This window comes from Synechococcus sp. MU1617, assembly GCF_020514235.1.
Classification (GTDB): Bacteria; Cyanobacteriota; Cyanobacteriia; order PCC-6307; family Cyanobiaceae; genus Parasynechococcus.
The window spans coordinates 236,016-260,217 of record NZ_VTLB01000002.1; the positions used below are offsets into that span (position 1 = coordinate 236,016).

The window sequence follows — 24,202 nt, forward strand, 5'->3', positions numbered from 1 at the left end:
CCCCGCCATGGACCTGACGATCGTTGGCTGCGGCTATGTGGGGCTCGCCCTGGCGGAGCGGCTGCAAGTGAGACGGCCCCAGCTGAAGCTGACGCTGACCACCACAAGCAGCGAAAGGCTGGAGCAACTCAATCCCCTGGCAGACCGGGTGCAGATCTGCGATGCCACTGACCCCACCCAGCTGTTGGACGCCCTGAGACAAAGCAGCAGCGCCGTGTTCTGCCTCGGGCCCAAGGGAGATCGCCAGGTGGATGCCAACGGCTACCGCCACACCTTCGTCGACAGCTTCCGCTGCCTGACGTCGCTGTTGCCACAACTGCCGGAACTGCGGCAGATCGTCTACACGGGCAGTTGCTCGGTGTACGGCGATGCCGAAGGGAACTGGGTGGATGAGCAAACGCCACCCGAGCCAGGTCGGGGCCATGGCAATGTTCTGCTGGAAGGCGAACAACTGCTCAAGGGCATCGGCAACCGGCGGGTGTGCATCCTGCGCCTTGGGGCGCTGTATGGCCCTGGCCGCGATCTCGAGCGGCGCCTGCGCGGGCTCGCCGGACTGGAACGCCCTGGAAGCGGAGCGACTTACAGCAACTGGCTGCATGTGGCGGATGCCGCCGGTGCCCTGGAGGCAGCACTCGATGCCGAATGGACCGGCGTAGTGAATGTGGTAAACGACGAGCCAATTCGGCTGCGGGATTTGGTGGGGCGCAGCCTGCAGCGCCAGGGTCTGGCCCCCGTGCGCTGGCTTGGGCAGGACGAACCGGGTTCAGGGGGCCGACGGATTCGCAACACCCGACTCAAACAGTTGGGCTACCAACTGCAGCACCCGAGCCTTGATCAGAGCGGCGTGTTCGCCGCCAGCCAGGTGCCCTGACCAGCGCACCACTCCCGCTTCCAAAACGGGGCCTGGTGCTTGAGTTGCTCCAACAACGCGGCCGAGCAGCGCTGCGCCGCCCCACGACGATCGGCCTGCACCGCCACCAGCACGATCGGCTCACCAGGGAGGAGTCGGCCCACCCGATGCAACACCAAAATTGGCCCCGCCCGGTGCTCCTGCTGCAGACCCTGTGCCATGGCCGTGATCTGACGTTCGCAGAGGCCGGGGAAGTGCTCCAGCTCCAGCGCCTCCAGAGGCCGGCCATCCATCGTGGTGGGACGCACCCGACCAATGAAGATCGCCGCAGCCGCCGCAGCCCCACTCCAAAGCGCAAGCTGCTGCCAAGGATCAAAGGGATCCGGGCACACCTCCACACGGCAACCGGTCACGCTTCAACCCCCTGTGAACGGTGGAAGAAAGGCCAGCTCATCTCCGGCCTGCAACGGCTGATTCGCACCAACCAACTCCTGATTCACGGCAATGCTGATGCACTCGAGCGGGCCAAGATCCAACTGATTCCAGACCTCACGGGCCGTCGAGACCCCTGGCGTGAACGGAAGGAAACGCTCAGACCAACCGGCGCGTTCGCGCAGGGAAGCGAACAGCAGCACCTTCAGCACCACGTCCATGGCAGCTTGAGCGGTTCTAGCGTCCGGAGGCTGCGCCGCTGTGCCATGGGCCTGTCCATCGCCCTGCTCACCATCTCCGACACACGCACTTTGGCGGACGACAGCAGCGGAGATCAGCTGCAGCGCAGCCTTGAAGCCGCCGACCATCGGCTTCACGAGCGACAACTCTGCCCGGATGATCGCTATCAAATCCGCCGTGAACTGAGCCGCTGGATCGCCGATCCTGCGGTTGATGTGGTGATCACCAGCGGAGGCACCGGTCTCACCGGCCGAGATGGAACCCCCGAAGCGGTGGCACCACTGCTGGACAAAAGAATCGAAGGATTCGGGGAACTGTTCCGCGTGCTCTCCTTCGAGAGCATCGGCACCAGCACCCTGCAAAGCCGCTGCCTTGCCGGCGTGGCCAACGGCACCTTTGTGTTTGTGCTGCCGGGATCTCTTGATGCCGTGACCACGGCTTGGGACCGACTCATCCGTGCTCAACTCGATGCCGACACCCAACCTTGCAACCTGGCCCAGCTCCGGGCTCGCTTGAAGGAATAAAGCGGGGATGGTCAGAACGGAATCGGCATCGTGACCGCTGCCGGCGTGGGCATGCAGGCTTCAACCTGCTGATCAATCACCTCTCCCACCACAACAATCGAGGGTGACTTGAAGGCTTCGGCTCGGCATTGATCGGCAACGTCAACCAGGGTTGCCTTGAGGCAGCGTTGCCCCGCCACCGTGCCCTGCTGGATCACCGCCACAGGGGTTGTCGCAGCCAAACCGCCCGCCATCAGTTCCTCTGCGATCCGGGGCAGGTTGTGCAGCCCCATGTAGATCACCAATCCGTCACTGGCCGCGGCCAGGGCACGCCAATCCACGGAAGGACGGCGCTTGTCGATTTCCTCGTGACCGGTGACGAAGGTCACCGATGACCCCGCCCGCCGGTGGGTGACGGGAATTCCGGCGTAGGCAGGGGCGGCAATGCCAGCGGTGACACCAGGCACCACCTGAACAGGGATGTTCCGCTCCGCCAGGTAAGCCGCTTCTTCGCCTCCACGGCCGAAGAGGAAGGGATCACCCCCCTTCAAGCGCACCACCGTGCGGTGCTTCTGAGCCATTTCAACGAGCACGGCATTGGTGCTTGGTTGTGGCACCGAATGATGTCCACGACGCTTGCCAACAAAACGGCGTTCGCAGGCTGCCGGCACAAGATCCAGCACTTCCTCGGGCACCAGCGAGTCGTACACCAGGGCATCGCACTGGCTCAGCAGCCGATGCGCCTTCAGCGTGAGCAATTCGGGATCGCCGGGACCGGCTCCCACCAGATAAACGGTTCCGGTTTGTTCAGCGGTGGTCACGGCAGGGAAACAAGCAGATCGATCAGGGCCTGACGGGTGGGGGGATGCTCAAGCAGAGGAGGCAATCCACCAGCTTCGCTCAACGCCTCCGTCATGCGGTTCGGCGCGAGGGTTAATGGAAGTGGCCGGGCCCTGGGGTGGCGCTGCTGGAACTCGGGCCACGCATCAAAGGCAACCAATGGCAAGCCCAGGCGAGACGCCAGCATCGCGAGGAAGCGATCCGCCACTCCCGGGCGCAGGGGGTGGTGCACCAGCACGGCATCAGCGCGATCAGACGCCGGAAGTGCTGAAAGCACAGCGTTCCACCAGATGATCCAAGAGCCCAGAAAGGGAAGCAAACGCACACTGGATCCGGCTCCACGAAGCCTGTTCCGAATCGCCGGCACGTCCGTTCGGGCATGCTCCCCAGGCAATAGCAGCAACGGAACAATCCAAGAAGATTGGGGAAGCGCCGACAAGGATTGTTCAGCCGTTAACACTTCCAGCTGCACAGGCGCTGATCGCCGCGGGGCCAGGAGATCGGGCAGGGAGGCCAAACAGTCCGGAACGATGCCGCCACTGCGGCCATGCACCACCAAATGCAACCCATGCCGCCGCCCATCAGAAGCGTCATTCCGTAGCAATGGCCACGGATCGATGACCGCACCAGCTGATGTCATCGGTTCGTTGTGAACGTTGGATGAGTCATGGCACCCCGCCGTAGTTTTGATCGTGCCCCATTGGACAGCCGTTCCTACCGGGAGCCGCTTGACGGACGCATTGAGCGGTACGACCGGTACGACGTCCGGGACGACCGGTACAGCCAGGGATACGAGCCGAGGGAGACCCGTTATGACCGGTACGACCGACGCTTCGACCGACCCGCTGGACCCTCCGAGCTCGACCAAGACTTCGCTGCGATGAAGCGCGTTTGGCAGATGCTCCGGGCCGGAGCGGTGCGCATGGTTGGCGAAATTGGACGCCAATACTGAGGCCGAAACAGGTTGCCTTTTACGGCTTCGCGGGAACCCCCAGATGTAGCCGGCATTACAAATCAGGCAGAACATAGCCCTGGCATTGATCAACGCCAAAAGTGTTTTCTTTGTTACGGACCAGGGTTGCCATCGCAGTGTTTATTCAGTCATCCCAACGCTCCCCTTCGTTTTGAAGCGTTGCCGGTCTTCGGGCCATCTCGATTGATTCGCGCCTCATCTTTGAGCAATCAATCCGCCCACTCGTTAATCGACTTATGACCATTAGCTCTCCCTCCAGGCCTTACCTGGATGGCAAGAAGCTCAACAAGATCGAGCAGAACAAGGCGGCCAAAGATGGCCTGTTGGTCGGCAGCGAAATCGAAAAATTCGCCGAGCTTGGCTGGGAGCAGGTGGATGAAACCGACCTTCAGCTGCGTTTGAAGTGGTACGGCATGTTCTGGCGCCCGAAAACGCCAGGCAAGTTCATGCTCCGGCTGCGGGTGCCCAATGGCGTGCTCTCGGCCGATCAGCTGCGGGTGGTTGGCTCCATCGTTGAGCGCTACGGCGAAAACGGCAGCTGTGACATCACGACGCGTCAGAACCTGCAACTGCGCGGCGTGCTGCTGGGCGACCTACCCGAAATCCTCAAGCGGCTGAAGGAAGCCGGCCTAAGCACGATCCAATCCGGCTTCGACAACCCTCGCAACGTCACCGGAAATCCCATCGCCGGCATCGATCCCAACGAGATCGTCGACACGCGGCATTACACCACCGAGCTGCAGAACTTCCTCACCAACAACTGCCAGGGCAACCCGGAGTATTCCAACCTGCCCCGCAAATGGAACACCGCCGTTGCCGGCGCGAAGGACAACTTCCTGCTCCACAACGACATCGTTTTTCATCCCGTGGAACGCGATGGGTTGATGGGGTTTGGTGTGTGGATCGGCGGTGTTCTGTCATCGCAGATGAACGCCTATGCCGTTCCCCTGAACGCCTGGGTGAAACCAGACGAAATCTGCAAGATGACCGACGCCGTGATCCGGCTCTGGCGGGACAACGGTGAGCGCGACAAGCGCCCCAAAGGCCGCTTCCGCCTCTACCTGGATCAAGTGGGCCACGACGTGTTCCGCAGCCAGGTTGAAGAACTCTTCGGTCCGTTGACCCCCGATCCTGGGTCCGTGTTCAACACCACGCCCCGCTCCCACTACGGCTTCCATCCCCAGAAACAGGAAGGGCTCTCCTACGCAGGTCTTCACGTTCCTGTTGGTCGCCTGACCGCCCAGGATCTGCAGGATCTCGCAACCACCAGCCTCAATTACGGCAGTGGGGAAGTGCGTCTCACGGAAGACCAGAACGTCATCCTCGTGGGGCTTCCCAACGACAAGCTCGAGGCTTTAAAGGCTGATGCCCTGGTGCAGCGCTTCCCACTGGAGCCCGGTCACATCTCCGCAGGGACGGTGTCCTGCACCGGCAACACCTACTGCGGTTTTGCCCTCACCAACACCAAGGACCAAGCCCTGGAAGCGGCCAAGCAACTCGACCAAGAGCTCAATCTTCCTGAGGAGCTGAAGATCCACTGGACCGGCTGCCCCAACACCTGCGGCCAGGCCTACATGGGTGCCATCGGCCTCACCGGCACCAAGGCCAAAAACAGTGAAGGCGTGATGGGCGAGGGCTACACGATGACCATCGGTGGGTCCCAAGGTGCCAACCCGAGCATCGGCGAAATCCATCGCAAAGCCATCCCTGCCGATGAGATCAAAGCCGCTCTCAAAGAGGTCTTGATCGACAAGTTCGGGGCCACCCCCAAGGCCTGATCGCTGCGGTCGCCGTGACGCTTCCTTTTGAAGTCACGGCTCCCCGCATCGACCACCCCCCTCACCGTCATGGCCAACCGCAACGACGTGTTCTCTCGTTTCGTCAACTGGCTCAGCGCCAGTGGTCGCGACGGAGCCGCCATCAACCGTCAGGGCGGCAGCCCTGATCTGTTCTCCCGCCTGATGAACCGCATCAGCGGTTGACATCAAAACCTTCGTCCAACTCTCAATCTCATCCGATGGACTACGTCCTCCCCAATGAGCTTGTCGACGGCATGATTGCCGCCGGCGGCAAAAAATCAACGGTCAGCGTGAAAAACCTGCTGATCCGTGGCTTTTACTCCGGAGCCATTCTCGGCCTGGCAGTGATCCTGGCCCTCACCGTGGGCATCACCGTCAAAGCCCCCTTCGTGGGCTCACTGCTCTTCCCCTTCGGCTTCGCCAGCATCGTGCTGTTCGGCATGGAGCTGGTAACCGGCAACTTCGCTCTGCTGCCGATGGCCACCTGGGCTGGCAAAAGCACCTGGGGTGCCACCTTCCGCAACTGGGCCTGGGTGTGGATCGGCAACTGGATCGGCACCGCCGTTGTGGCCGTGATCATGGCCATCAGCCTTACCAGCGGCACTATGGACGGCGCTGCTGACAACGTCGGCCCACCGATCTGGGATGCCGTGGCTCAGAAGATCATGGCCCTCAATCAAATCAACGTTGAGAAGAAGTACGAGGCCCTGGGAAGCATGGGCTTCTTCCTCGCCTTCCTGCGCGGACTGGTGGCCAACTGGTTGGTTTGCCTGGGCGTGACCATGGCTCTGGTGAGCAAGAGCGTTCCCGGCAAGATCCTGGCCTGCTGGCTTCCGATCACCGCCTTCCAATCGATGGGCATGGAGCACATCGTGGTGAACCAGTTCCTGCACACCGCCGGCCCGATCCTCGGTTCAGGCGTCCCCTTCACCAAGGTGATCTTCTGGAACTTCCTGCCTGTCACCCTCGGCAACATCGTTGGCGGCATGGTGTTCATCGGCATGCTCTTTTACAGCACCCACCGCACTCCGATGGAGAACGTGCTGCCGACCGAGCACGATGAAAAGCTGGAGCGTGAGCTCGCTGCTGAATTGGGTGCCCGCTGATCCATCCATGAACGAGGAAGCCGTTCTCTGGGAACGGCTCGCCCGATCACGACGCGCTCCATTGGAGCCTTCTTGGCTGGGGGAGGTCTACTCCCCCAGCCTTTCTGTTGATCTGCGACGAGCCCTCTGCGAAAAACTGGGGATGCAAGCCGAGCGCGGCTGGCCCGTGATTCAAGAACTCCTCGCTAGCCATGGGGTTCTGCCCGATTTAGTGATGGCAGCAGGGCTATGCCACCAGAGTGAGGCCCGAGATTGGTTGTTGGCTCAACTCGAGCAAACTTCGGACGATGAGGACGCCAATCTGATGGTGGTTCAGGCTCTGGCTTGCTGGGGCGCCGAAGTTCCGCAATCCGTGGTGGTGAATTGCCTGCATCACCCAGGCCAACTGCACCGACTGGCCGGCCTGCAACTGCTCAGCTTCCGGTCCCACTGCCTTGACGACGATGAACTGCTGCAGTTCTGCCAAGAGGTGTTGAATGATTTTCGCGATCCAGTCGTTGTGGCGGCCATTCGGGTTCTGCAACGCCGCGATGGCGCGTTGATCAGCGAAAAGCTGGCAGACCTGTGTCGCAACGGTTCACTGCCTGTTGCCGAGGCCGCGTTCCGCGCGCTCGGTTGTATCGCCACACCTGCCAGTCAGCGTTGTCTTCTGGAGTTGAGCCAGGACCTGAATGACGAAAATCGACGCAAGATGGCCAGCACCCAACTAAGCCAACAGTTCCGCCAATAAAAAGGCCCCGCTGTTGCGGGGCCATGATGCCCTCAATCAAGGCATTTGGTTGTTCACCACTTTTTGTAAGGCAGGAACTTGCCGCACATGGTGATTTTGACGCGATCACCCTTGGGATCCTCCACTTTGTCGACATCAAGCGTGAAGTCGATCGCGCTCATGATGCCGTCACCAAAATGTTCCTGAATAACATCTTTCAGAGGCATTCCATAGACCTGCATGATCTCGTAGAAGCGATAGATCAAGGGATCAGTGGGAATCACAGGATCGAGGCTTCCCTTGGTGGGGAACTCCTGCAAAGCGGCGGTGATGGCCGGATCAAGGGAGAGCAGCTCAGCCAGCTTTTCAGCCTCTTCCTTGGAGGCCGTGGCTTGTCCATAGAACAAGGAAGCAATCCAGACCTCATCAAGGCCCATGGCCGACTCCAGATCGGCAAAGCTCATTCCCTTGGCTTTCTTGGCGGCCATCAAGGTCGCGGTGACGGTCTCCTGAGAAGGAGCTGACAACGACGGGGTCGAAGGAACAGCTGAAACAGTCATGATTGAACGAAAAGTTGTTATGGCCGCTTCAAAAACAGCGTCCCAAGCTGGAACGTCTCAGCAGCAAAGAAACTGTTGCGCAAACGCAGGCTTAACAATGAAGCATCAGCTACAAAACAACAGCCTATTTTGAAGCAACAAGCACAGCAAACAAACCCATGATGCGGGTGAAATTAGTTAGAGAAGAAATTTGAAATGAGCCAATTTTTCCAATCCATGGCAACCCTGCTTCAGGCGCAATTCCTTCCTCCAATAACAGCGCCCCAACTGATCCTGGAACGGCTCTATTACGCCGAAGGACGCCACCACCCTGAGCATCCACGTCATGGCAGCTTCGAAGGGTTATCACGGCTGAGCAGGCCCTGAGCTTTCGTAGCAATTGCTACCCCTACCGGGTGAGTCGCTCCTGAAGACTGGCCACAGCTTGAGGCCGGACCTTTGACGAGCGCAGTTCTCTCCGGCCGCGACCGCTTCAAGCAGCACCTGCGCAAGGTGGGAAGCGGCGAACACACCAGCAAAGGGATGAGTCGCGAGGAAGCGGCTGATGCCATGGAGCTGATGCTGCAGGGCGAAGCGACGCCCGCACAGATCGGCGCCTTCCTGATTGCCCATCGCATCCGACGACCCGAGCCCCAAGAACTCACGGGGATGCTCGACACCTACCGAACCCACGGACCGGTGCTGCAATCCACCGCTGGCAGTCGAACACCGCTCTGTTTCGGCATGCCCTATGACGGGCGCACGCGCACAGCGCCGATATACCCGCTCACCGCGCTGGTGCTGCTGGCCTGTGGTCAGCCGGTGGTTCTGCAGGGCGGTGACCGGATGCCGATCAAATACGGCGTCACCGCTATTGACCTGTTCCGCCTTCTCAATCTCGACCTCACAGGTCTGCCGATCAGCGCCGTTGCAGAGGGGTTCCAGCAGAACGGCTTCGCCCTAATCCACCAACCGGATCACTTCCCCATCGCGGAAACCCTGATCGGCTACCGCGAGGAGCTGGGCAAGCGTCCCCCGGTTGCCAGCCTGGAACTCCTCTGGACACCCCATCAAGGCGACCATCTTCTCGTGAGTGGCTTTGTCCACCCACCAACAGAAGCCCGCGCCTGGGAAGCCCTGAAGCAAGCCGGAGAAACCGATGTCCTCACCGTGAAAGGGTTGGAAGGAGGAACCGACCTGCCCATCGGCAGGGCCTGCATCACGGCCCGGGTGCGGAACGGCGAAGCGGAACGATTGATCCTGCACCCCCGGGACCATGGCTGTCACGACGCCGATGTGGAATGGACTGACGACAACACCTGGGCCGATCAGGCGCGAAACGCACTGCAGCACAAAGGCCCTCTTTGCGACGCCGTGCGCTGGAACGCCGGCGCCTATCTGTGGTTCTCCGGCTGCTGTGAATCCCTGGAACAAGGCATTCAACTGGCAGCGTCTGCTCTGCAAACGGGCCAGGCCCGAGCCATGCTCGATCAACTCTGCGCTTGGCGGAGCAGCTTGACCATCCGATAGCGCTCGAACGGAACGCCTCCAATCAGGATCGTCTCCGGCGTTTCCACACACCAGCCACGTCGCTCCAGCAACGGTCGGCTGAACTGGCTGGCCTCCGTTCGCAGATGCCGGACGCCGGACGCCAGCGCATCCGCCTCAATCCGGTTCAGAAGCGCACTGCCATGCCCCCGCCTCGACGCACAACCACGGCAATAGAGCAGCGACAAACGATCTTCGGGATGGCGGATCGCAAACGCTGAACCATCGGTGGTGAGCCATCCCGAGCCTTCCCGAAAGCTCGCGTCGAGCACGCCGGGCAACCAAGCCAGGGCCGCCCAAGCCCTGACTTGTTCATCTGAATAAAGGAGGGGAGCCTGCGATTCGATCGCATCGGCATAGATCTCCCGCAACAGCGGTTGATCCTCCGGAGCAATCGGACGCAAAGCCATGGCAGCCGCCTGTTGGAATGTGAGTCTCTCCTGCGTGGCAGCAAGCTTGCAGCGTCCTCGGATTCCCACACTGCTCAGCGCGTTTCTCACGCTGCTTAACGACCGGCTCAGCGAAAGCATTGTTTTTCCGCTGTTGCCCTTTCTCCTCGCCCAGTTCGCCCCAGACGGACGAACCCTGGGTTTGTTGGCGGGAAGCTATGCCCTCGCTCAGTTCCTGGTCACCCCATTGATCGGCGCGCTGAGTGATCGGTACGGCCGCCGCCCCGTGATCAGCATCTGCGTCGCAGGATCCGTGGTGGGACTCGGCCTGTTTGCAGTAACGGTTTCACTGCCTTGGCCCAGCCAAAGCCTGCTTCCCCTGTTGCTGCTGTTCGCAGCTCGGATCATTGACGGCATCAGTGGCGGTACGGCAGCGACGGCCAGCGCCGTGCTGGCGGACATCACTCCTCCCGACAAGCGGGCCCGTGCCTTCGGCTTGATCGGCGTGGCCTTTGGCTTGGGGTTCATCCTTGGGCCCTTCGTTGGCGGGCAACTGGCCCAGGTGTCGGTGTCCCTTCCCGTTTGGGTGGCCACAGGCTTCGCTGCTCTCAACCTCTTGGTGGTGCTCAATCTGCTGCCGGAAACCCATCCTCAGGACTCGCGCAAAAGCCTGCCCAGAAAACGCGACCTAAATCCTTTTGCACGACTCAGCCAGGTGCTGATGAACCCCAGCGTGGGGCGACTGTGCGGAGCCTTTTTCCTGTTCTTTCTGGCCTTCAACGGGTTCACCGCCATCCTGGTGCTCTATTTCAAGCAACGCTTCGGCTGGGGCCCTGAACTGGCCACCACAGCGTTCCTTGTCGTGGGGGTCGTCGCCACCGTGGTCCAAGGAGGGCTAATCGGGCCCCTGGTGAAACGGTTTGGTGAATGGCGTCTGACCTTGCTGGGCCTGGGCCTGGTGATCATTGGATGCCTGCTGATACCGAGCGTCGGTGCATCCGATCGGGCCGGCGCCATCTTCATCGCCGTCGGCATCCTGGCCCTGGGCACCGGCCTGGTCACACCAAGCCTGCGCAGCCTGGTGTCACGGCGCCTAGGTCGGGAGGGGCAAGGCAGCGCCCTCGGCAGCCTTCAGGCCCTGCAAAGTTTGGGCAGTTTTCTCGGTCCACCCTTGGCGGGATTGAGCTACGACCTTCTGGGTCCAGTGAGCCCCTTTGCCGCAGCGGCAACCGTGTTGGTGATCGTGATCGGCCTAGTGGCCGGCAGCCCTCTGCCGGACATCTCCGACACACAACCAAGCCAGTCCTGATTGCTACGTTTCGGCTAACGACACCAGCGCCGAGACGTTCAGCCCATGTGCGCAGCAGCATTAGCCCCGGAGCACTACATCAACCGGGAGCTGAGCTGGATCGCCTTCAACGAGAGGGTGCTGGCCCAGGCCCTGGATCCGCGCACACCTCTGCTCGATCAAGCCAAGTTCAGCGCCATCTTCAGCAACAACCTCGACGAATTCTTCATGGTTCGCGTGGCGTCACTGAAGTCTCAGGTGGAGGCGGGCGTCAGCAAACCGAGTGAGGACGGGAAGTCACCCCTGGAGCAACTGCTGGCGATCCGAGAGCGACTGATTCCCCTGCTGCGAGAGCAACAGGTGCATTACCGCCAACATCTGAGGCCGAAGCTGCTCGAGCACAAGGTTGAGCTACTCGATTACAAACAGCTCAACGACGACCAACGCCAGTGGGTTGATAACACCTTCCAGACGTCGGTGTTTCCGGTGCTCACACCCCTGGCTGTGGACCCCGCCCATCCGTTCCCCTTCGTCAGCAACCTGAGCCTGAACGTTGCCGCCGTGGTTGTTGATCCAGAAACAGGACAACGACAATTTGCACGGGTCAAAGTTCCCCAGAAAAATCTTCCTCGCTTCATCGCCATCCCGTCAGACCTGAGCGGCCAGGAGCACAAACCCGTTCACACTGCCATTGCTCTCGAACAGGTGATCGCCTTCAACCTGAAGGAGCTGTTCCCTGGCATGACAATCGAAGGGCACTACTTCTTCCGAGTGACCAGGGATGCAGATCTGGAACTGAGGGATCTGGAAGCTGATGACCTGATGCTGGCCTTGGAACAAGGGCTGCGAAAACGACGAATGGGCGGAGAGGTGGTGCGCCTCGAAGTTCCCAACGAGATGCCTCAGGACGTGGTGGAGATGCTGATGACGGGACTCAGCGTTGAAGTGGAAGACCTCTATGTCATCGATGGCCCCCTGGGGCTGGACGACCTGCTCAGCCTGACTTCACTACCGCTACCGAACCTCAAGAGCCGAACCCACGGGGGCCAGACACCAACGTTGCTTGCCCGCAGTCAGCAACACCTGGTGGAAGAAGGAGCGATCAAGCCGGATGAATTCGAATCCATTTTTTCGGTGATTCGCCGTCAGGACATCCTTCTGCACCATCCCTACGAACTGTTCTCGACAACCGTCGAAGAGTTCATCAACCAGGCAGCGGACGATCCCCAGGTGATGGGCATCAAGATGACGCTCTACCGCACGTCAAAAGATTCCCCGATCATCGCTGCACTAATCCGAGCCGCCGAAAACGGCAAGCAGGTGATGGCCCTTGTGGAATTGAAAGCGCGATTTGACGAAGACAACAACATCCAATGGGCCCGGCACCTGGAGCAGTCCGGGGTTCATGTTGTTTACGGGGTGCTCGGGCTAAAAACCCACACCAAGATTGTTCTGGTGGTGCGCAAGGAAAAGGAGAAGCTTCAGAGCTATGCGCACATCGGAACGGGCAACTACAACTCCAAAACCTCCAAGCTCTACACCGACCTGGGCCTGCTCACAGCCAACCAGGAACTGGGGCAAGACCTGGTGGAACTGTTCAATTACCTCACCGGTTTTTCCAAGCAGCAAAGTTTTCGTCGCCTGCTCGTGGCCCCCGTCACCCTGCGGAAAGGCATGGAACTGTTGATCCGCCGCGAAATTGAACATGCCCAGCAGGGCCAAAAGGCCGTAATCCGAGCAAAAATGAACTCCCTGGTGGACCCAACGATCATTGCGCTTCTTTATGAAGCGTCCCAAGCCGGAGTCAGGATCGAATTGATCATTCGCGGCATGTGCAGCCTCTATCCCGGTCGCGAAGGACTGAGTGAAAACATTCGGGTGATCAGCATCATCGGCCCATTCCTGGAACACTCGAGAATCTTCTCGTTCGCCAACGGCGGCGCTCCGGAGGTTTACATCGGTAGTGCCGACTGGATGAGCCGCAACCTCGACCGCCGCATTGAAGCGGTCACACCGATCGAACATCCAGAACATCGCCAGAAACTAGAACGCCTACTGCAGCTGTACTTCAATGACAACCAGGGAGCCTGGGACATGGAGAGCGACGGCACATTTGTGCAGCGCAAACCGGAAAATGGTGACTCAGAACGTAATTCCCAGATGCAATTGGTCAAGGAATGGAGCAACGGCATCCAATCCTTGTGATTCTTTTGATTTTGAGAAGTGAATGCGTCTGTGACGTCCGATACACAACATTGCTTCAAAAACAAACTTGAAGCGGCCACGATCACAGCCAAATCAGTTGTTTTGAAAGGCCAAAGATTCAGCTCCTGAAATTCTTTCGATTCGAAACAGTCAACGCTGTTGCCTGGTGCTAAGTTCAGCCCAAATTCATTCAGGAGACCAGGGTGATGGGGATCCCTCTGGAATCTTCCGGCACGACAAAAAAGTCGTCTCGGAAGGAACCTGCGTTGCCGTCCACTGGACGTCGACCATCAACTCGACAAGGAGGACGGCTTGCCACCGACTCCATCGGTTTTTATCTGAGCAGCATCGGGCGCATTCCCTTGCTGACGGCAGCTGAAGAGATCGAACTTGCACACCATGTGCAAGCGATGAAGCAACTTCAGGAGTTGCCGGAGGAGGAGCTGACCTCCCGGCATCGTCACAAGATCCGCATGGGCAAACGCGCCCGCGACCGGATGATGGCCGCCAACCTCCGTCTCGTGGTGAGCGTGGCGAAGAAATACCAGAACCAGGGCCTGGAACTGCTCGATCTGGTTCAGGAAGGTGCCATCGGCCTGGAACGAGCGGTCGACAAGTTCGACCCCGCCATGGGCTACAAATTTTCCACCTATGCCTACTGGTGGATTCGCCAAGGCATGACGCGGGCCATCGACAACAGCGCCCGCACCATTCGCCTGCCGATCCACATCAGCGAAAAACTCTCCAAGATGCGTCGCATCTCCCGGGAGCTGTCCCACCGCTTCGGCCGTCAACCGAATCGGCTGGAATTAGCGAGTGCCATGGGCATCGAACCGCGGGAACTGGAGGATCTGATCTCCCAGAGCGCACCTTGTGCATCACTCGATGCCCATGCCCGTGGCGAGGAAGATCGCAGCACCCTGGGCGAATTGATCCCGGATCCCAACGGTGAAGAGCCGATGGAAGGGATGGATCGCAGCATCCAGAAGGAACATCTGGGCGGCTGGCTGTCGCAGTTGAACGAGCGCGAGCAGAAGATTCTGAAGTTGCGGTTCGGTCTCGGAGGTGAAGAGCCTCTAACCCTTGCGGAAATCGGTCGTCAGATCAATGTGTCCCGTGAGCGCGTCCGACAGCTCGAGGCCAAAGCGATTCTCAAGCTGCGCGCGATGACCAACCACCAACAAGCCGCCTAAGCAATTTGCTTTCCTTCACCGGACCCATCGCCATCCTGATCTGGATGGCGATGGTGACAGCAGGCGCTGTGTTGTGTCGTCGGCTTCGGCCGAACCAACGGGAACTGAGCCGAAAGATTGTGCACATCGGAACCGGAGCCGTGGTTCCTTTGGCCTGGTTCTTTCAAATTCCCTTCGTCGTTGCCCTGCCTGTCGCGGCGGTGATCACTGTTTTGACGGCGATGAACCACCAATGGCGTTTCATCCCCGCCGTTGAGGATGTTGATCGCAACAGCTACGGCACCATCGCCTACGGCATCGCGATCACAACGCTGCTTCTGCTGTTCTGGCCAACCCGAGCCGATGCGGTGTCCGCCGGGGTTCTCGTGATGGCCCTGGGGGATGGCCTTGCAGGGTTGATCGGCCGCAACGTCAAGTCCCCGAAATGGGTTCTTTTTGGTCAGACCAAATCAAGTGTCGGCACAATGACCATGGCCGTTGTCTCAATCCTGGTGCTGATCGGCCTGGCGCGATGGTCGGGGGCTGACCTGTCCCTTCCGGCAACCCTGGGCATGGTTGCCATCGCAACCGGGCTGGAACAGCTCAGCTGGGGTGGTCTCGACAACCTCAGCGTTCCCCTCAGCGTTGGAATGCTGTGGAGTCAACTGGTGGGCTGAGCCAAGCGTTGATGCTCAGGCGGTGACCGTCTGTTTGCGACTGGCCACGGCCGCGGCCAGATCATCCAACAAAGCTTCGGTGGTCTCGAGACTGATGCAAGCATCAGTGACGCTCTGGCCATAGGTCAGCTGCGTCAGGTCGGCGTTCAGTTTCTGGTTGCCTTCCACCAGATGGCTCTCAATCATCACGCCCATCACGTGGTTGGAGCCACCCCGCAACTGCTCGGCAACGCTGGCCAGGACCTCCGCCTGTCGGCGGAAGTCTTTGTTGCTGTTGGCATGGCTGCAATCCACCATCAGACGATCCTGCAGACCGGCCTTGCTCAACTCGGCTGCGGCCTCCTCCACAGCCTCCAAGTGGTAGTTGCTGCCTTGGCTGCCGCCGCGCAGCACGAGGTGGCCATAGGGATTGCCCGTGGTGCTGACGATCGAGGCATGACCCTCGCGATTGATGCCGAGAAAGTGATGCGGCTTCGCTGCCGCCTGCATGGCATTGATCGCGATGGTGGCGCTGCCGTTGGTGCTGTTCTTGTAGCCAATCGGCATCGACAGCCCTGAGGCCATTTCGCGGTGGGTCTGACTTTCCGTCGTCCTGGCGCCGATCGCAGTCCAGCTGATCAAATCGGCGATGTACTGCGGAACCACGGGATCGAGCAGTTCCGTTGCAGCAGGCATCCCCTCACGGGAGAGATCCAACAGCAATCCCCGGGCCCGCCGCAGACCGGTATTGATGTCGTAAGAATCATCGAGGTGGGGGTCGTTGATCAACCCCTTCCAGCCGACCGTGGTGCGCGGCTTCTCGAAATACACCCGCATCACCACCTCGAGCTGATCCTTCAAGCGCTCGCGGATCAGAGCCAGGCGCTGGGCATACTCCCGGGCAGCTTTGACGTCGTGCACGGAGCAGGGACCCACCACCACCAGCAAGCGCTGATCACGGCCACTGAGGATGTCTTGAATGCGCTGGCGGGCGGATGCCACGGTCTCGAGCGCCGCAGCGTCCATGGGCAGCTCCTGATGCAACACAGCAGGGGCCACCAAGGGACGTGTCTCCACCACATGCAAATCGGAGGTGGTGGCCATGACTGGACGCGAGACTCCGACCAAGGCTACGCACCCCGCTCACTGGCAACAGACACGGTCCGGAAGAATGGTGATCATCCCTGCACAGAGATCTCCATGCTGAGCGCTTACCGCGAGCTGGCCACCGCCCGGGAAGCCCAGGGCGTTCCCGCTCTTCCGCTCAACGCCGAGCAGACCCAGGGACTGACCGAACTGCTGCAGAACCCTCCCGCCGGCGAGGAGGAATTCCTGCTGCACCTGCTGAGCGAACGAATCCCCCCGGGTGTGGATGAAGCCGCTTACGTGAAGGCCACCTGGCTCAGCGCCGTGGCTCAGGGAGACGCCAAGAGCCCCCTGGTGTCACCACTGGAAGCCACCCGCCTGCTGGGAACGATGGTGGGGGGATACAACGTCGCCGCCCTGATCGAGCTGCTGAAGCACTCCGACGCTGCGCTGGCTGGCTGTGCTGCTGAGGGACTCAGCCGAACGCTGCTCGTCTACGACGCATTCAATGAAGTCATGGATCTGGCAGCGGACAACCGCTTTGCCAAGCAAGTAGTGGACAGCTGGGCCGCTGCCGAGTGGTTCACCTCCAAACCTGAACTGGCCGAGAGCATCACCGTGACGGTGTTCAAGGTCGAAGGCGAAACCAACACGGACGATCTGTCGCCGGCCACCCACGCCACCACCCGGCCGGACATCCCTATCCATGCCCTGGCGATGCTCGAGACCCGGGATCCAGAGGGCCTGAAGACCATCGCGACCCTGAAAGAAAAAGGCCATCCCGTGGCCTACGTCGGCGACGTGGTGGGCACCGGCAGCTCCCGCAAGAGCGCCATCAATTCAGTGCTCTGGCACACCGGTAATGACATCCCCCATGTGCCCAACAAACGGGCGGGCGGCGTGATCCTTGGCGGCAAGATCGCCCCAATCTTCTTCAACACCGCTGAAGACTCCGGTGCCCTGCCGATCGAATGCGATGTCACCGAACTGAACACCGGTGATGTGATCACCATTCGCCCCCACGCCGGCACGATCGAACGGGCCGGCAGCGTGGTGAGTCGGTTCGACCTGAAACCCACCACGATCAGCGACGAGGTGCGGGCCGGCGGTCGCATCCCCCTGATGATCGGTCGCGCCCTGACCGACAAGGTGAGGGCCAAGCTTGGACTCACCCCTTCGGATCTGTTCATCCGCCCCTCAGCCCCAGCAGACACCGGTAAGGGCTTCACCCTGGCGCAAAAGATGGTGGGCAAGGCCTGCGGTCTCACGGGCGTCCGACCCGGCACCAGCTGCGAACCGCTGATGACCACCGTCGGCTCCCAGGACACCACCGGCCCGATGACGCGGGACGAAATGAAGGAACTGGCCTGCCTGGGCTTCTCCTCCGACCTGGTGATGCAGAGCTTCTGCCACACCGCCGCCTATCCGAAGCCGGTGGATCTGCAGACCCAGAACGAACTGCCCGACTTCTTCGCCCAGCGCGGTGGCGTGGCCCTTCGGCCCGGTGACGGCATCATCCACAGCTGGCTAAACCGGATGCTTCTGCCCGACACCGTCGGCACCGGCGGCGACAGCCACACCCGCTTCCCACTCGGCATTTCCTTCCCAGGCGGCTCTGGGGTTGTGGCCTTTGCGGCCGCCATCGGCGCCATGCCGCTGGACATGCCGGAATCGGTTCTGGTGCGCTTCAGCGGATCCCTGCAACCGGGCGTCACGCTCCGGGATGTGGTGAACGCCATCCCCTGGGTGGCCATTCAGCGGGGACTGCTCACCGTTGAGAAGGCCAACAAGCAAAACCTGTTCAACGGCCGGATCATGGAGATCGAAGGGCTGCCCGACCTGAAGCTGGAACAGGCCTTCGAACTCACCGATGCCAGTGCCGAGCGCTCCTGCGCCGGCTGCACGATCAAGCTCTCCGAAGACACGGTGAGCGAATACCTGCGCAGCAATGTGGCGCTGCTCAAAAACATGATCGCCCGCGGCTACAGCGACGCCCGCACCCTGGCCCGCCGGATCAAAGAGATGGAGGCCTGGCTGGCAAACCCGCAGTTGATGAGCGCTGACGCTGACGCTGAGTACGCGGAAGTGCTGGAGATCAACCTCGACGAGCTCACCGAACCGGTGGTGGCCTGCCCCAACGACCCCGACAACGTGAAGCTGCTCAGCGAGGTGGCTGGCGACCCTGTGCAGGAGGTGTTCATCGGCTCCTGCATGACCAACATCGGCCATTACCGCGCCGCGGCCAAGGTGCTGGAAGGCGCCGGCCAGAACACGGCGCGCCTCTGGGTCTGCCCCCCAACGCGAATGGACGAGGAGACCCTCAAAGAGGAGGGCTACTACGCCACCTTCGAAGCCGCCGGGTCCCGCATGGAGATGCCGGGTTGCTCCCTCTGCATGGGCAACCAGGCCCGCGTGGAGGACAACACCACCGTGTTCTCCACCAGCACCCGCAACTTCAACAACCGCCTGGGCAAAGGTGCTCAGGTGTACCTGGGCAGCGCCGAACTGGCCGCCGTCTGCGCCCAGCTGGGACGCATCCCCACCCCAGACGAATACCGAAGCATTGCGGCCGAGAAGATCGATCCCCTCTCCGACGAGCTTTACCGCTACCTGAACTTCGATCAGATCAGCGGCTTTGAAGACCAGGGGCGGGTGGTCAGTGCTGACGACGAAGCAACCGTTCTGGCTCAGGCCTGATCCCGGATCACCTCATCTGTGCCAGCCCTGAGCGAACCCAAACAACGACGCCACCTCCTGGGCTCCAGCCGGAGCATCAGGAGGATGTTGGAACGCCGCTGGCTGGTGGTGGTTTTGGCTCTGGCGCTCACGGGCCTTGGGGCTGCCATCACCGGCCTGCTCTTCACCAGCGGCATCAACTTGCTGCGGGATTGGCGGCTCGATCTGCTCGATGAGTTTCCAGCATGGGTGGTGCTCCCCGCCCTCGGCGCCATCGGCGGGATGGTCTCGGCCTGGTTGATCACCAACCTGTCTCCGGCCGCTGGCGGAGCCGGGATCACCCACATCATGGGCTTCCTACGCCACCGGTCGGTGCCGATGGGGCTGCGGGTAGGCCTGGTGAAACTGGTGGCCGGCATCATTGCGATCGGCTCAGGCTTCCCCCTGGGCCCGGAAGGCCCCGCCGTTCAGATGGGCGGCTCCGTGGCCTGGCAGATGTCCCGCTGGCTGCGGGCGCCGGTGGCCTTTCGCCGGGTGATCGTGGCCGCCGGTGGCGGTGCCGGTATTGCCGCTGTGTTCAGCGCTCCGATCGGTGGATTCATCTACGCGATCGAGGAGCTGCTCCACTCCGCGAGGCCCGTGGTCCTGCTGCTGGTGATCATCACCACGTTCTCGGCCGACACCCTGGCGGATGTGCTCGGCTTTCTTGGTCTCAACCCCGGGGGCGGCGGGCTCAACAGCACCATCGGGTTTCAACTGGAACGGGAATACACCCCCCTGGTGCGCTTCCTGCCTGTTGATCTGCTGTATCTGGTCGCTCTCGGTGTGGTGATCGGTGTGCTGGCGGAGCTCTACACCCGCTACGTGCTCACCATGCAACGACAGGGCAACCGTTGGTTCGGAGACCGACTGATCCTGCGCATGACCTTGAGCGGGTTCGTTCTGGGCTGCGTCTATGCGGCCCTGCCGGATGCCTTCCATAACCCCAGCGAACTCAAGCACCTGATCGGAGCCGGCAAGGCCGACATCAGCCTGGCCCTCGCCAGCTTTGTGGTGCTCTTCTTCAGCACCGGTCTGGCGGCGGGCTCGGGAGCCCCAGGGGGACTGTTCATGCCGATGCTGACGCTGGGAGGAGCCATTGGCTTGGCCGGCGGCATTGGCGTTGAGGCCCTCACCGGCCACGTGCCCACCACTTACGTGTTCGCTGGCATGGGTGCCTTCGTTGCAGGCTGTTCCCGTACGCCGATCTCGGCGATGTTCCTGGCCTTTGCCCTCACCAAGGATCTGCTGATCCTGAAACCGATCCTGGTGGCCTGCCTCACCAGCTTCGTCATCGCCCGACTGTTCCACCCCCACTCGATCTACGAACGTCAGATGGGCATGGAACTCGACTCAGAAGATCGGATGGCGATGAAGCTCAACCGCTACAGACGTCCGTTCACGCCGCCATCCCCGCCATCAGGCCCAACAGGAGGCCCCAGCTGAATAACGAAACGCTGCTGTTCGATCCGGCCACGCCGGACCCCGAGGCCCTGAAGGCCGTGCTGGCCTTTCCCAGCACTTATTCCGTGGGGATCACCAGCCTCGGCTATCAGATCGTCTGGGCAACGCTTGCGCAGCGGTCGGATGTGGACGTGCGCCGGCTGTTCACCGACCAGGGTGATCCGATGCCACGCCACATCGATCTGTTCGGGCTCTCCCTGAGCTGGGAACTGGATGGACCGGTGCTGCCGGAGCTGCTGCAGAACCAGCGGATTCCGGTCTGGGCCCTGGAGCGGGGAGATGAGGACCCAATCGTGTTCGGCGGCGGACCGGTGCTCACGGCCAACCCTGAGCCCCTGGCACCGTTTTTTGATGCCGTGCTGCTCGGGGACGGCGAGCTGCTGCTGCCCGCCTTCATCGATGCTCTGCAGAACTGCCGACAGGCACCGCGAGCGGAGCGGCTGCGACAGCTGGCTCAGGTGCCGGGGGTGTACGTGCCGTCGCTGTATGCCCCGCAGTACGACCCCGACGGGGAGCTGATTGCCGTGGAACCGATCGATCCAGCGGTTCCAGCCCTGGTGGAAAAACAGACCTGGCGCGGGAACACCTTGAGTCACTCAACGGTGGTCACCCCCGAGGCCGCTTGGCCCGACATCCACATGGTGGAAGTGGTGCGCAGTTGTCCTGAACTATGCAGGTTCTGTCTGGCCAGCTACCTGACGCTGCCGTTTCGGACACCATCGTTGGATGACGGCCTAATCCCGGCCGTGGAGAAAGGCCTTCAAGCCACAAAACGCCTCGGCCTACTGGGGGCCTCCGTCACCCAGCATCCACAGTTCTCCGACCTGCTCCACTGGTTGGATCAGGACCGTTTCGATGACACCCGTATCAGCGTCAGCTCGGTGAGGGCCGCCACCGTGACCCCTGATTTGGGTCGGATCCTGGCCAAACGGGGCAGCCGCTCCCTCACCATCGCCATTGAAAGCGGCAGTGAGCGGATGCGCGAGGTGGTGAACAAGAAACTCACCACTGAGGCCATCCATGAAGCGGCTTGCCATGCCAAACAGGGCGGCCTCTCAAGTCTCAAGCTCTACGGGATGGTGGGCCTGCCGACGGAATCGGATGACGACGTCGAGGCAACGGCGGATCTTCTGCTGGCGCTCAAGAAAGGAACCGCTGGATTGCGCTTCACCCTTGGGGTGAGCACCTTTGTGCCCAAAGCCCAGACGCCCTTCCAATGGCAGGGCGTCCGACCGGAAGCCGAGAAGCGCCTCAAACGTCTGGCCAAACGGTTGAAACCGAAGGGAATCGAGTTCCGCCCAGAGAGCTATGGCTGGAGCGTGATTCAGGCCCTGCTCTCCCGCAGCGATCGTCGCCTGGCGCCGGTGATCGCAGCCGTTGGCGAGGGCCGCGAAAGCATGGGCGGCTGGAAGAAGACCTACCGGGCTGCTCTCAACGGCGAACTCCAGCCGATGCCGGGACCAGCCCTGCCACCACCGCCGCCCTGGAGCAGGGTGATCCACGACGCATGGGAGGCTTCAACGACCCTCCCCTGGACCCACCTCAGGGGGCCCCTGGCTCCGGCGACGCTGCGGGATCATCACGATCAGGCCTTGGGGGTGGAGTCTGTTCCACCTCCTGGTTGAAGGCAGCCAAACCGGCCAACAGCGTCCAGCCCAGGATGTTGAGCCGACTGTCGAAAAACGGCAGGTCGGTGGCATGCATCGCCACCAACACAAGTGTGGCGGTCCACCAGGCCCGTTCCATGGGTGCTTTCTGCAGGATTCCGCGCCGCAGAGCCACCACCAGCAACAGAAGCACCGTCCCGACAACCAACAGCATCACCGGAAGGCCGTGGCTGATCGCCAACTCCAGGGGGAGATTGTGGGAATGGCCATGCCAACGCTTGGCCGCATAGATCGGATAAAGAACGCTGAAAGCGGCTGCCCCCCAGCCCAGCCAGGGACGGGCGGCAACCAACTCCAAGGCATACCCCCACTGCCCCAGACGGGTGTGTTTCCAAGCGGTGGGCCCTCCCCGTTCAAGGAGTCGATCAAGGATCGGCTCGGGCACTAAGGCCATTGCCAGTTGGCGCAATCCGGACGGGACACCGGGGAGCACCACCAACAACAACGGAGAGGCCAGCAGCAGCAGCAGGGGGAGCAACCAGAACCACTGAATCGGGCCCATCACGAAAGGAACCGACAAAGCCAGCGCTCCCATGGCATTGCGCGACTGGGTGAGAACAACGGCCAGAACTGTGGAAAGCGTGAGCATCAGAGCAGCACCACGCCGCCACCAGCCATCCGGCCGCAGCACAGCCGCGAGCATCAATGGCCAGACCACCCCGAGCCAGGCACCCGCGATGTTGGCGTAATCAAACAGGGCAGAGAGTCGCCCCTGAGGCTGACCACCGGGAGCGACGAACCAGATGATGGCGCCACCTCCAAGTTGCCAGGGTCCCTGCCAACCCAGAAACATTTGCCCCAGGCCGGTGAGCAGCACCGGCAAGGTGCCAGCCACCAGCATCCAAGCGGCCTGACGGCGCTGCTGTTCGCTGGCCAAATGGGGCTGAAAGGCCCAGAAGGCCCAGAAAAAAGGCAACCAATTGCCCAACCCAGCCCAGGCCAGAGATCCTGTTTCCGCCCCCAGCGCCCCCACCAGCATCAACACAGCAGCAAGCAGAAATGGCTGGGTCCAGCGGGCCTGCCAAACAGGCCGATCCCGACCCCGACTGCCGCTCACACAGGCCACAAACAGGCAGATGCCCGAGAGCAAAGCACTGGAGGGGAGCAGAAACAGGCCAAGCCGGAAGGCCTGACCGCCGCGATCAGAAGTCATGCAAAAACAGCCGTACGCCCGCGATACACCATCACCTGACGGCGCAGATGCAGGCGAAGGGCCCGCGCCAAGGCAAGACGTTCCGTGTCACGGCCCTTACGGATCAAATCCTCCACCTCGTCCCGGTGGCTGACGGGAACGGTGGTTTGCTCAATGATCGGTCCGTCATCAAGATCTTCAGTGACGTAATGGGCCGTCGCGCCGATGAGCTTGACCCCACGGTCCCAGGCGCGGTGGTACGGCTGAGCGCCCTTGAACGCAGGCAGAAATGAATGGTGAATGTTGATCACCTGGGGGAAACGCTCGAGGAAATCACGACTCAGCACCTGCATGTATTTGGCCAGAACCACAAGTTCAACCTCGTTCTCTTCCAGCAGCTGCAGCATCCGCTGCTCCGCTTCCGCCTTGGTATCCCGACTAACCGGAACACAAATAAAAGGAACCTCAAACGACGCGCACAGGGGTTCCAGGTCGGGATGGTTGGCGATGACCAGTGGAACCTGCATCGGCAGCTCCCCGCTTTGAACCCGCCAAAGCAAGTCCTGCAGGCAGTGGCTCTGCTTGCTGGCGAAAATCGCCACGCGAGGCAACTCGTCTGAGAAGTGGAGCTGCGCCTCCCCACCAAGCCGCTGTCCCAGCGCCTGAGCCGCTTCAGGAAGCACATCCCGGGGTATGCCGAATCCCTGGAGCTGCCACTCAATCCGGCTGAGAAACAACCCAGCTCCCGCGTCCGTGTGGTGATCGGCATGACGAATGCTGCCACCGTTGGCTGCCACCCAACCCGCCAATTCGCTGACCAGGCCCGGCCGATCGGGGCAGATCATCTGAAGGATGACCGTGGCGTCACTCACAACAACGCTTTGAAAAA

General features: G+C 61.3%; 25 protein-coding genes. 16 read left to right on the forward strand and 9 right to left on the reverse strand.

The window, feature by feature from the left end; translation table 11 throughout:
- Positions 1-7: 7 nt before the first annotated feature.
- On the forward strand, positions 8-871 hold the full coding sequence (locus FZZ90_RS05080) for an NAD-dependent epimerase/dehydratase family protein (protein ID WP_226424662.1): 864 nt from the start codon (positions 8-10) through the stop codon (positions 869-871).
- On the opposite strand, the gene FZZ90_RS05085 is transcribed toward FZZ90_RS05080, so the two are convergent.
- Both FZZ90_RS05085 and FZZ90_RS05090 read right to left on the reverse strand, forming a co-directional pair.
- Positions 835-1,263 (reverse strand): molybdenum cofactor biosynthesis protein MoaE, encoded by a 429-nt coding sequence (locus FZZ90_RS05085; protein ID WP_226424663.1) that lies wholly within the window; start codon positions 1,261-1,263, stop codon positions 835-837. The genes FZZ90_RS05080 and FZZ90_RS05085 overlap by 37 nt on opposite strands.
- Positions 1,264-1,266: 3 nt before the next feature.
- A complete protein-coding gene (locus FZZ90_RS05090) occupies positions 1,267-1,503 on the reverse strand; it encodes a MoaD/ThiS family protein (RefSeq protein ID WP_226424664.1) in 237 nt (78 codons plus the stop codon).
- A gap of 45 nt (positions 1,504-1,548) precedes the next feature.
- Here FZZ90_RS05090 and moaB point away from each other — a divergent pair, with 45 nt between their 5' ends.
- The gene (gene moaB, locus FZZ90_RS05095; protein ID WP_226424665.1) at positions 1,549-2,046 is read left to right on the forward strand and encodes a molybdenum cofactor biosynthesis protein B; all 498 of its coding nucleotides are present in this window, start codon (positions 1,549-1,551) and stop codon (positions 2,044-2,046) included.
- Between the two features lie 11 nt (positions 2,047-2,057).
- Here moaB and cobA read toward each other — a convergent pair whose 3' ends face one another.
- Together cobA and FZZ90_RS05105 are read right to left on the reverse strand one after the other, a co-directional pair.
- The gene (cobA, locus tag FZZ90_RS05100) at positions 2,058-2,846 is read right to left on the reverse strand and encodes a uroporphyrinogen-III C-methyltransferase (protein WP_226424666.1); all 789 of its coding nucleotides are present in this window, start codon (positions 2,844-2,846) and stop codon (positions 2,058-2,060) included.
- A complete protein-coding gene (locus FZZ90_RS05105; RefSeq protein ID WP_226424667.1) occupies positions 2,843-3,505 on the reverse strand; it encodes a DNA mismatch repair protein MutS in 663 nt (220 codons plus the stop codon). The genes cobA and FZZ90_RS05105 overlap by 4 nt, the downstream gene beginning before the upstream one ends.
- A gap of 27 nt (positions 3,506-3,532) precedes the next feature.
- On the opposite strand from FZZ90_RS05105, the gene FZZ90_RS05110 reads away from it, so the two are divergent.
- The 5 genes from FZZ90_RS05110 to FZZ90_RS05130 all read left to right on the forward strand — a co-directional run bounded on the left by FZZ90_RS05110 (position 3,533) and on the right by FZZ90_RS05130 (position 7,473).
- Entirely contained in the window at positions 3,533-3,817 is a 285-nt protein-coding gene (locus tag FZZ90_RS05110) for a hypothetical protein (RefSeq protein ID WP_226424668.1), read from the forward strand.
- 257 nt (positions 3,818-4,074) lie between these two features.
- A complete protein-coding gene (locus FZZ90_RS05115) occupies positions 4,075-5,616 on the forward strand; it encodes a ferredoxin--nitrite reductase (RefSeq protein ID WP_226424669.1) in 1,542 nt (513 codons plus the stop codon).
- A 27-nt stretch (positions 5,617-5,643) separates the two neighbouring features.
- Positions 5,644-5,820, forward strand: coding sequence for a ferredoxin--nitrite reductase (locus FZZ90_RS05120; RefSeq protein ID WP_226424670.1), 177 nt, complete (start codon positions 5,644-5,646; stop codon positions 5,818-5,820).
- A 35-nt stretch (positions 5,821-5,855) separates the two neighbouring features.
- On the forward strand, positions 5,856-6,743 hold the full coding sequence (locus FZZ90_RS05125) for a formate/nitrite transporter family protein (RefSeq protein ID WP_226424671.1): 888 nt from the start codon (positions 5,856-5,858) through the stop codon (positions 6,741-6,743).
- Positions 6,744-6,750: 7 nt separating this feature from the next.
- Positions 6,751-7,473 carry a HEAT repeat domain-containing protein gene (locus FZZ90_RS05130; protein ID WP_226425024.1) on the forward strand — a complete coding sequence of 241 codons (723 nt, stop codon included), beginning with the start codon at positions 6,751-6,753 and terminating at the stop codon, positions 7,471-7,473.
- 53 nt (positions 7,474-7,526) lie between these two features.
- Here FZZ90_RS05130 and cynS read toward each other — a convergent pair whose 3' ends face one another.
- Positions 7,527-8,012, reverse strand: a complete 486-nt coding sequence (gene cynS / locus FZZ90_RS05135) for a cyanase (protein ID WP_226424672.1) — start codon at positions 8,010-8,012, stop codon at positions 7,527-7,529.
- A 195-nt stretch (positions 8,013-8,207) separates the two neighbouring features.
- Between cynS and FZZ90_RS05140 the strand changes: the two genes are divergently transcribed.
- Together FZZ90_RS05140 and FZZ90_RS05145 are read left to right on the forward strand one after the other, a co-directional pair.
- The gene (locus FZZ90_RS05140; RefSeq protein WP_226424673.1) at positions 8,208-8,378 is read left to right on the forward strand and encodes a cyanate hydratase; all 171 of its coding nucleotides are present in this window, start codon (positions 8,208-8,210) and stop codon (positions 8,376-8,378) included.
- A 72-nt stretch (positions 8,379-8,450) separates the two neighbouring features.
- Positions 8,451-9,521 (forward strand): anthranilate phosphoribosyltransferase family protein, encoded by a 1,071-nt coding sequence (locus FZZ90_RS05145; RefSeq protein ID WP_226424674.1) that lies wholly within the window; start codon positions 8,451-8,453, stop codon positions 9,519-9,521.
- Here FZZ90_RS05145 and FZZ90_RS05150 read toward each other — a convergent pair.
- The gene (locus tag FZZ90_RS05150) at positions 9,482-9,949 is read right to left on the reverse strand and encodes a GNAT family N-acetyltransferase (protein WP_226424675.1); all 468 of its coding nucleotides are present in this window, start codon (positions 9,947-9,949) and stop codon (positions 9,482-9,484) included. The two genes, FZZ90_RS05145 and FZZ90_RS05150, sit on opposite strands and share 40 nt — an antisense overlap.
- On the opposite strand from FZZ90_RS05150, the gene FZZ90_RS05155 reads away from it, so the two are divergent.
- From FZZ90_RS05155 to FZZ90_RS05170, 4 genes are all read left to right on the forward strand, one after another.
- The gene (locus tag FZZ90_RS05155; protein ID WP_226424676.1) at positions 9,948-11,237 is read left to right on the forward strand and encodes an MFS transporter; all 1,290 of its coding nucleotides are present in this window, start codon (positions 9,948-9,950) and stop codon (positions 11,235-11,237) included. The genes FZZ90_RS05150 and FZZ90_RS05155 overlap by 2 nt on opposite strands.
- 45 nt (positions 11,238-11,282) lie before the next feature.
- Entirely contained in the window at positions 11,283-13,421 is a 2,139-nt protein-coding gene (gene ppk1, locus FZZ90_RS05160; protein WP_226424677.1) for a polyphosphate kinase 1, read from the forward strand.
- 206 nt (positions 13,422-13,627) lie between these two features.
- The gene (locus tag FZZ90_RS05165) at positions 13,628-14,614 is read left to right on the forward strand and encodes an RpoD/SigA family RNA polymerase sigma factor (RefSeq protein WP_025362584.1); all 987 of its coding nucleotides are present in this window, start codon (positions 13,628-13,630) and stop codon (positions 14,612-14,614) included.
- 5 nt (positions 14,615-14,619) lie between these two features.
- Positions 14,620-15,270, forward strand: a complete 651-nt coding sequence (locus FZZ90_RS05170) for a diacylglycerol/polyprenol kinase family protein (RefSeq protein ID WP_226424678.1) — start codon at positions 14,620-14,622, stop codon at positions 15,268-15,270.
- A 15-nt stretch (positions 15,271-15,285) separates the two neighbouring features.
- Here the strand turns inward: FZZ90_RS05170 and FZZ90_RS05175 are convergent, their stop codons facing one another.
- Positions 15,286-16,353 carry a 3-deoxy-7-phosphoheptulonate synthase gene (locus FZZ90_RS05175; protein ID WP_226424679.1) on the reverse strand — a complete coding sequence of 356 codons (1,068 nt, stop codon included), beginning with the start codon at positions 16,351-16,353 and terminating at the stop codon, positions 15,286-15,288.
- Positions 16,354-16,449: 96 nt separating this feature from the next.
- Here FZZ90_RS05175 and acnB point away from each other — a divergent pair, with 96 nt between their 5' ends.
- From acnB to FZZ90_RS05190, 3 genes are read left to right on the forward strand one after another with little or no spacing between them, the layout of a single operon-like run.
- Complete coding sequence (gene acnB, locus FZZ90_RS05180; RefSeq protein ID WP_226424680.1) at positions 16,450-19,032, forward strand: bifunctional aconitate hydratase 2/2-methylisocitrate dehydratase; 2,583 nt, start codon at positions 16,450-16,452, stop codon at positions 19,030-19,032.
- A gap of 18 nt (positions 19,033-19,050) precedes the next feature.
- Positions 19,051-20,496 carry a ClC family H(+)/Cl(-) exchange transporter gene (locus FZZ90_RS05185; RefSeq protein ID WP_226424681.1) on the forward strand — a complete coding sequence of 482 codons (1,446 nt, stop codon included), beginning with the start codon at positions 19,051-19,053 and terminating at the stop codon, positions 20,494-20,496.
- 56 nt (positions 20,497-20,552) lie between these two features.
- A complete protein-coding gene (locus FZZ90_RS05190) occupies positions 20,553-22,139 on the forward strand; it encodes a radical SAM protein (protein ID WP_226424682.1) in 1,587 nt (528 codons plus the stop codon).
- Here FZZ90_RS05190 and FZZ90_RS05195 read toward each other — a convergent pair.
- A complete protein-coding gene (locus tag FZZ90_RS05195; protein WP_226424683.1) occupies positions 22,057-23,334 on the reverse strand; it encodes an O-antigen ligase in 1,278 nt (425 codons plus the stop codon). The genes FZZ90_RS05190 and FZZ90_RS05195 overlap by 83 nt on opposite strands.
- A complete protein-coding gene (gene purU / locus FZZ90_RS05200; RefSeq protein WP_226424684.1) occupies positions 23,331-24,185 on the reverse strand; it encodes a formyltetrahydrofolate deformylase in 855 nt (284 codons plus the stop codon). Before purU ends, FZZ90_RS05195 begins: the two co-directional genes overlap by 4 nt.
- Positions 24,186-24,202: the final 17 nt, after the last annotated feature.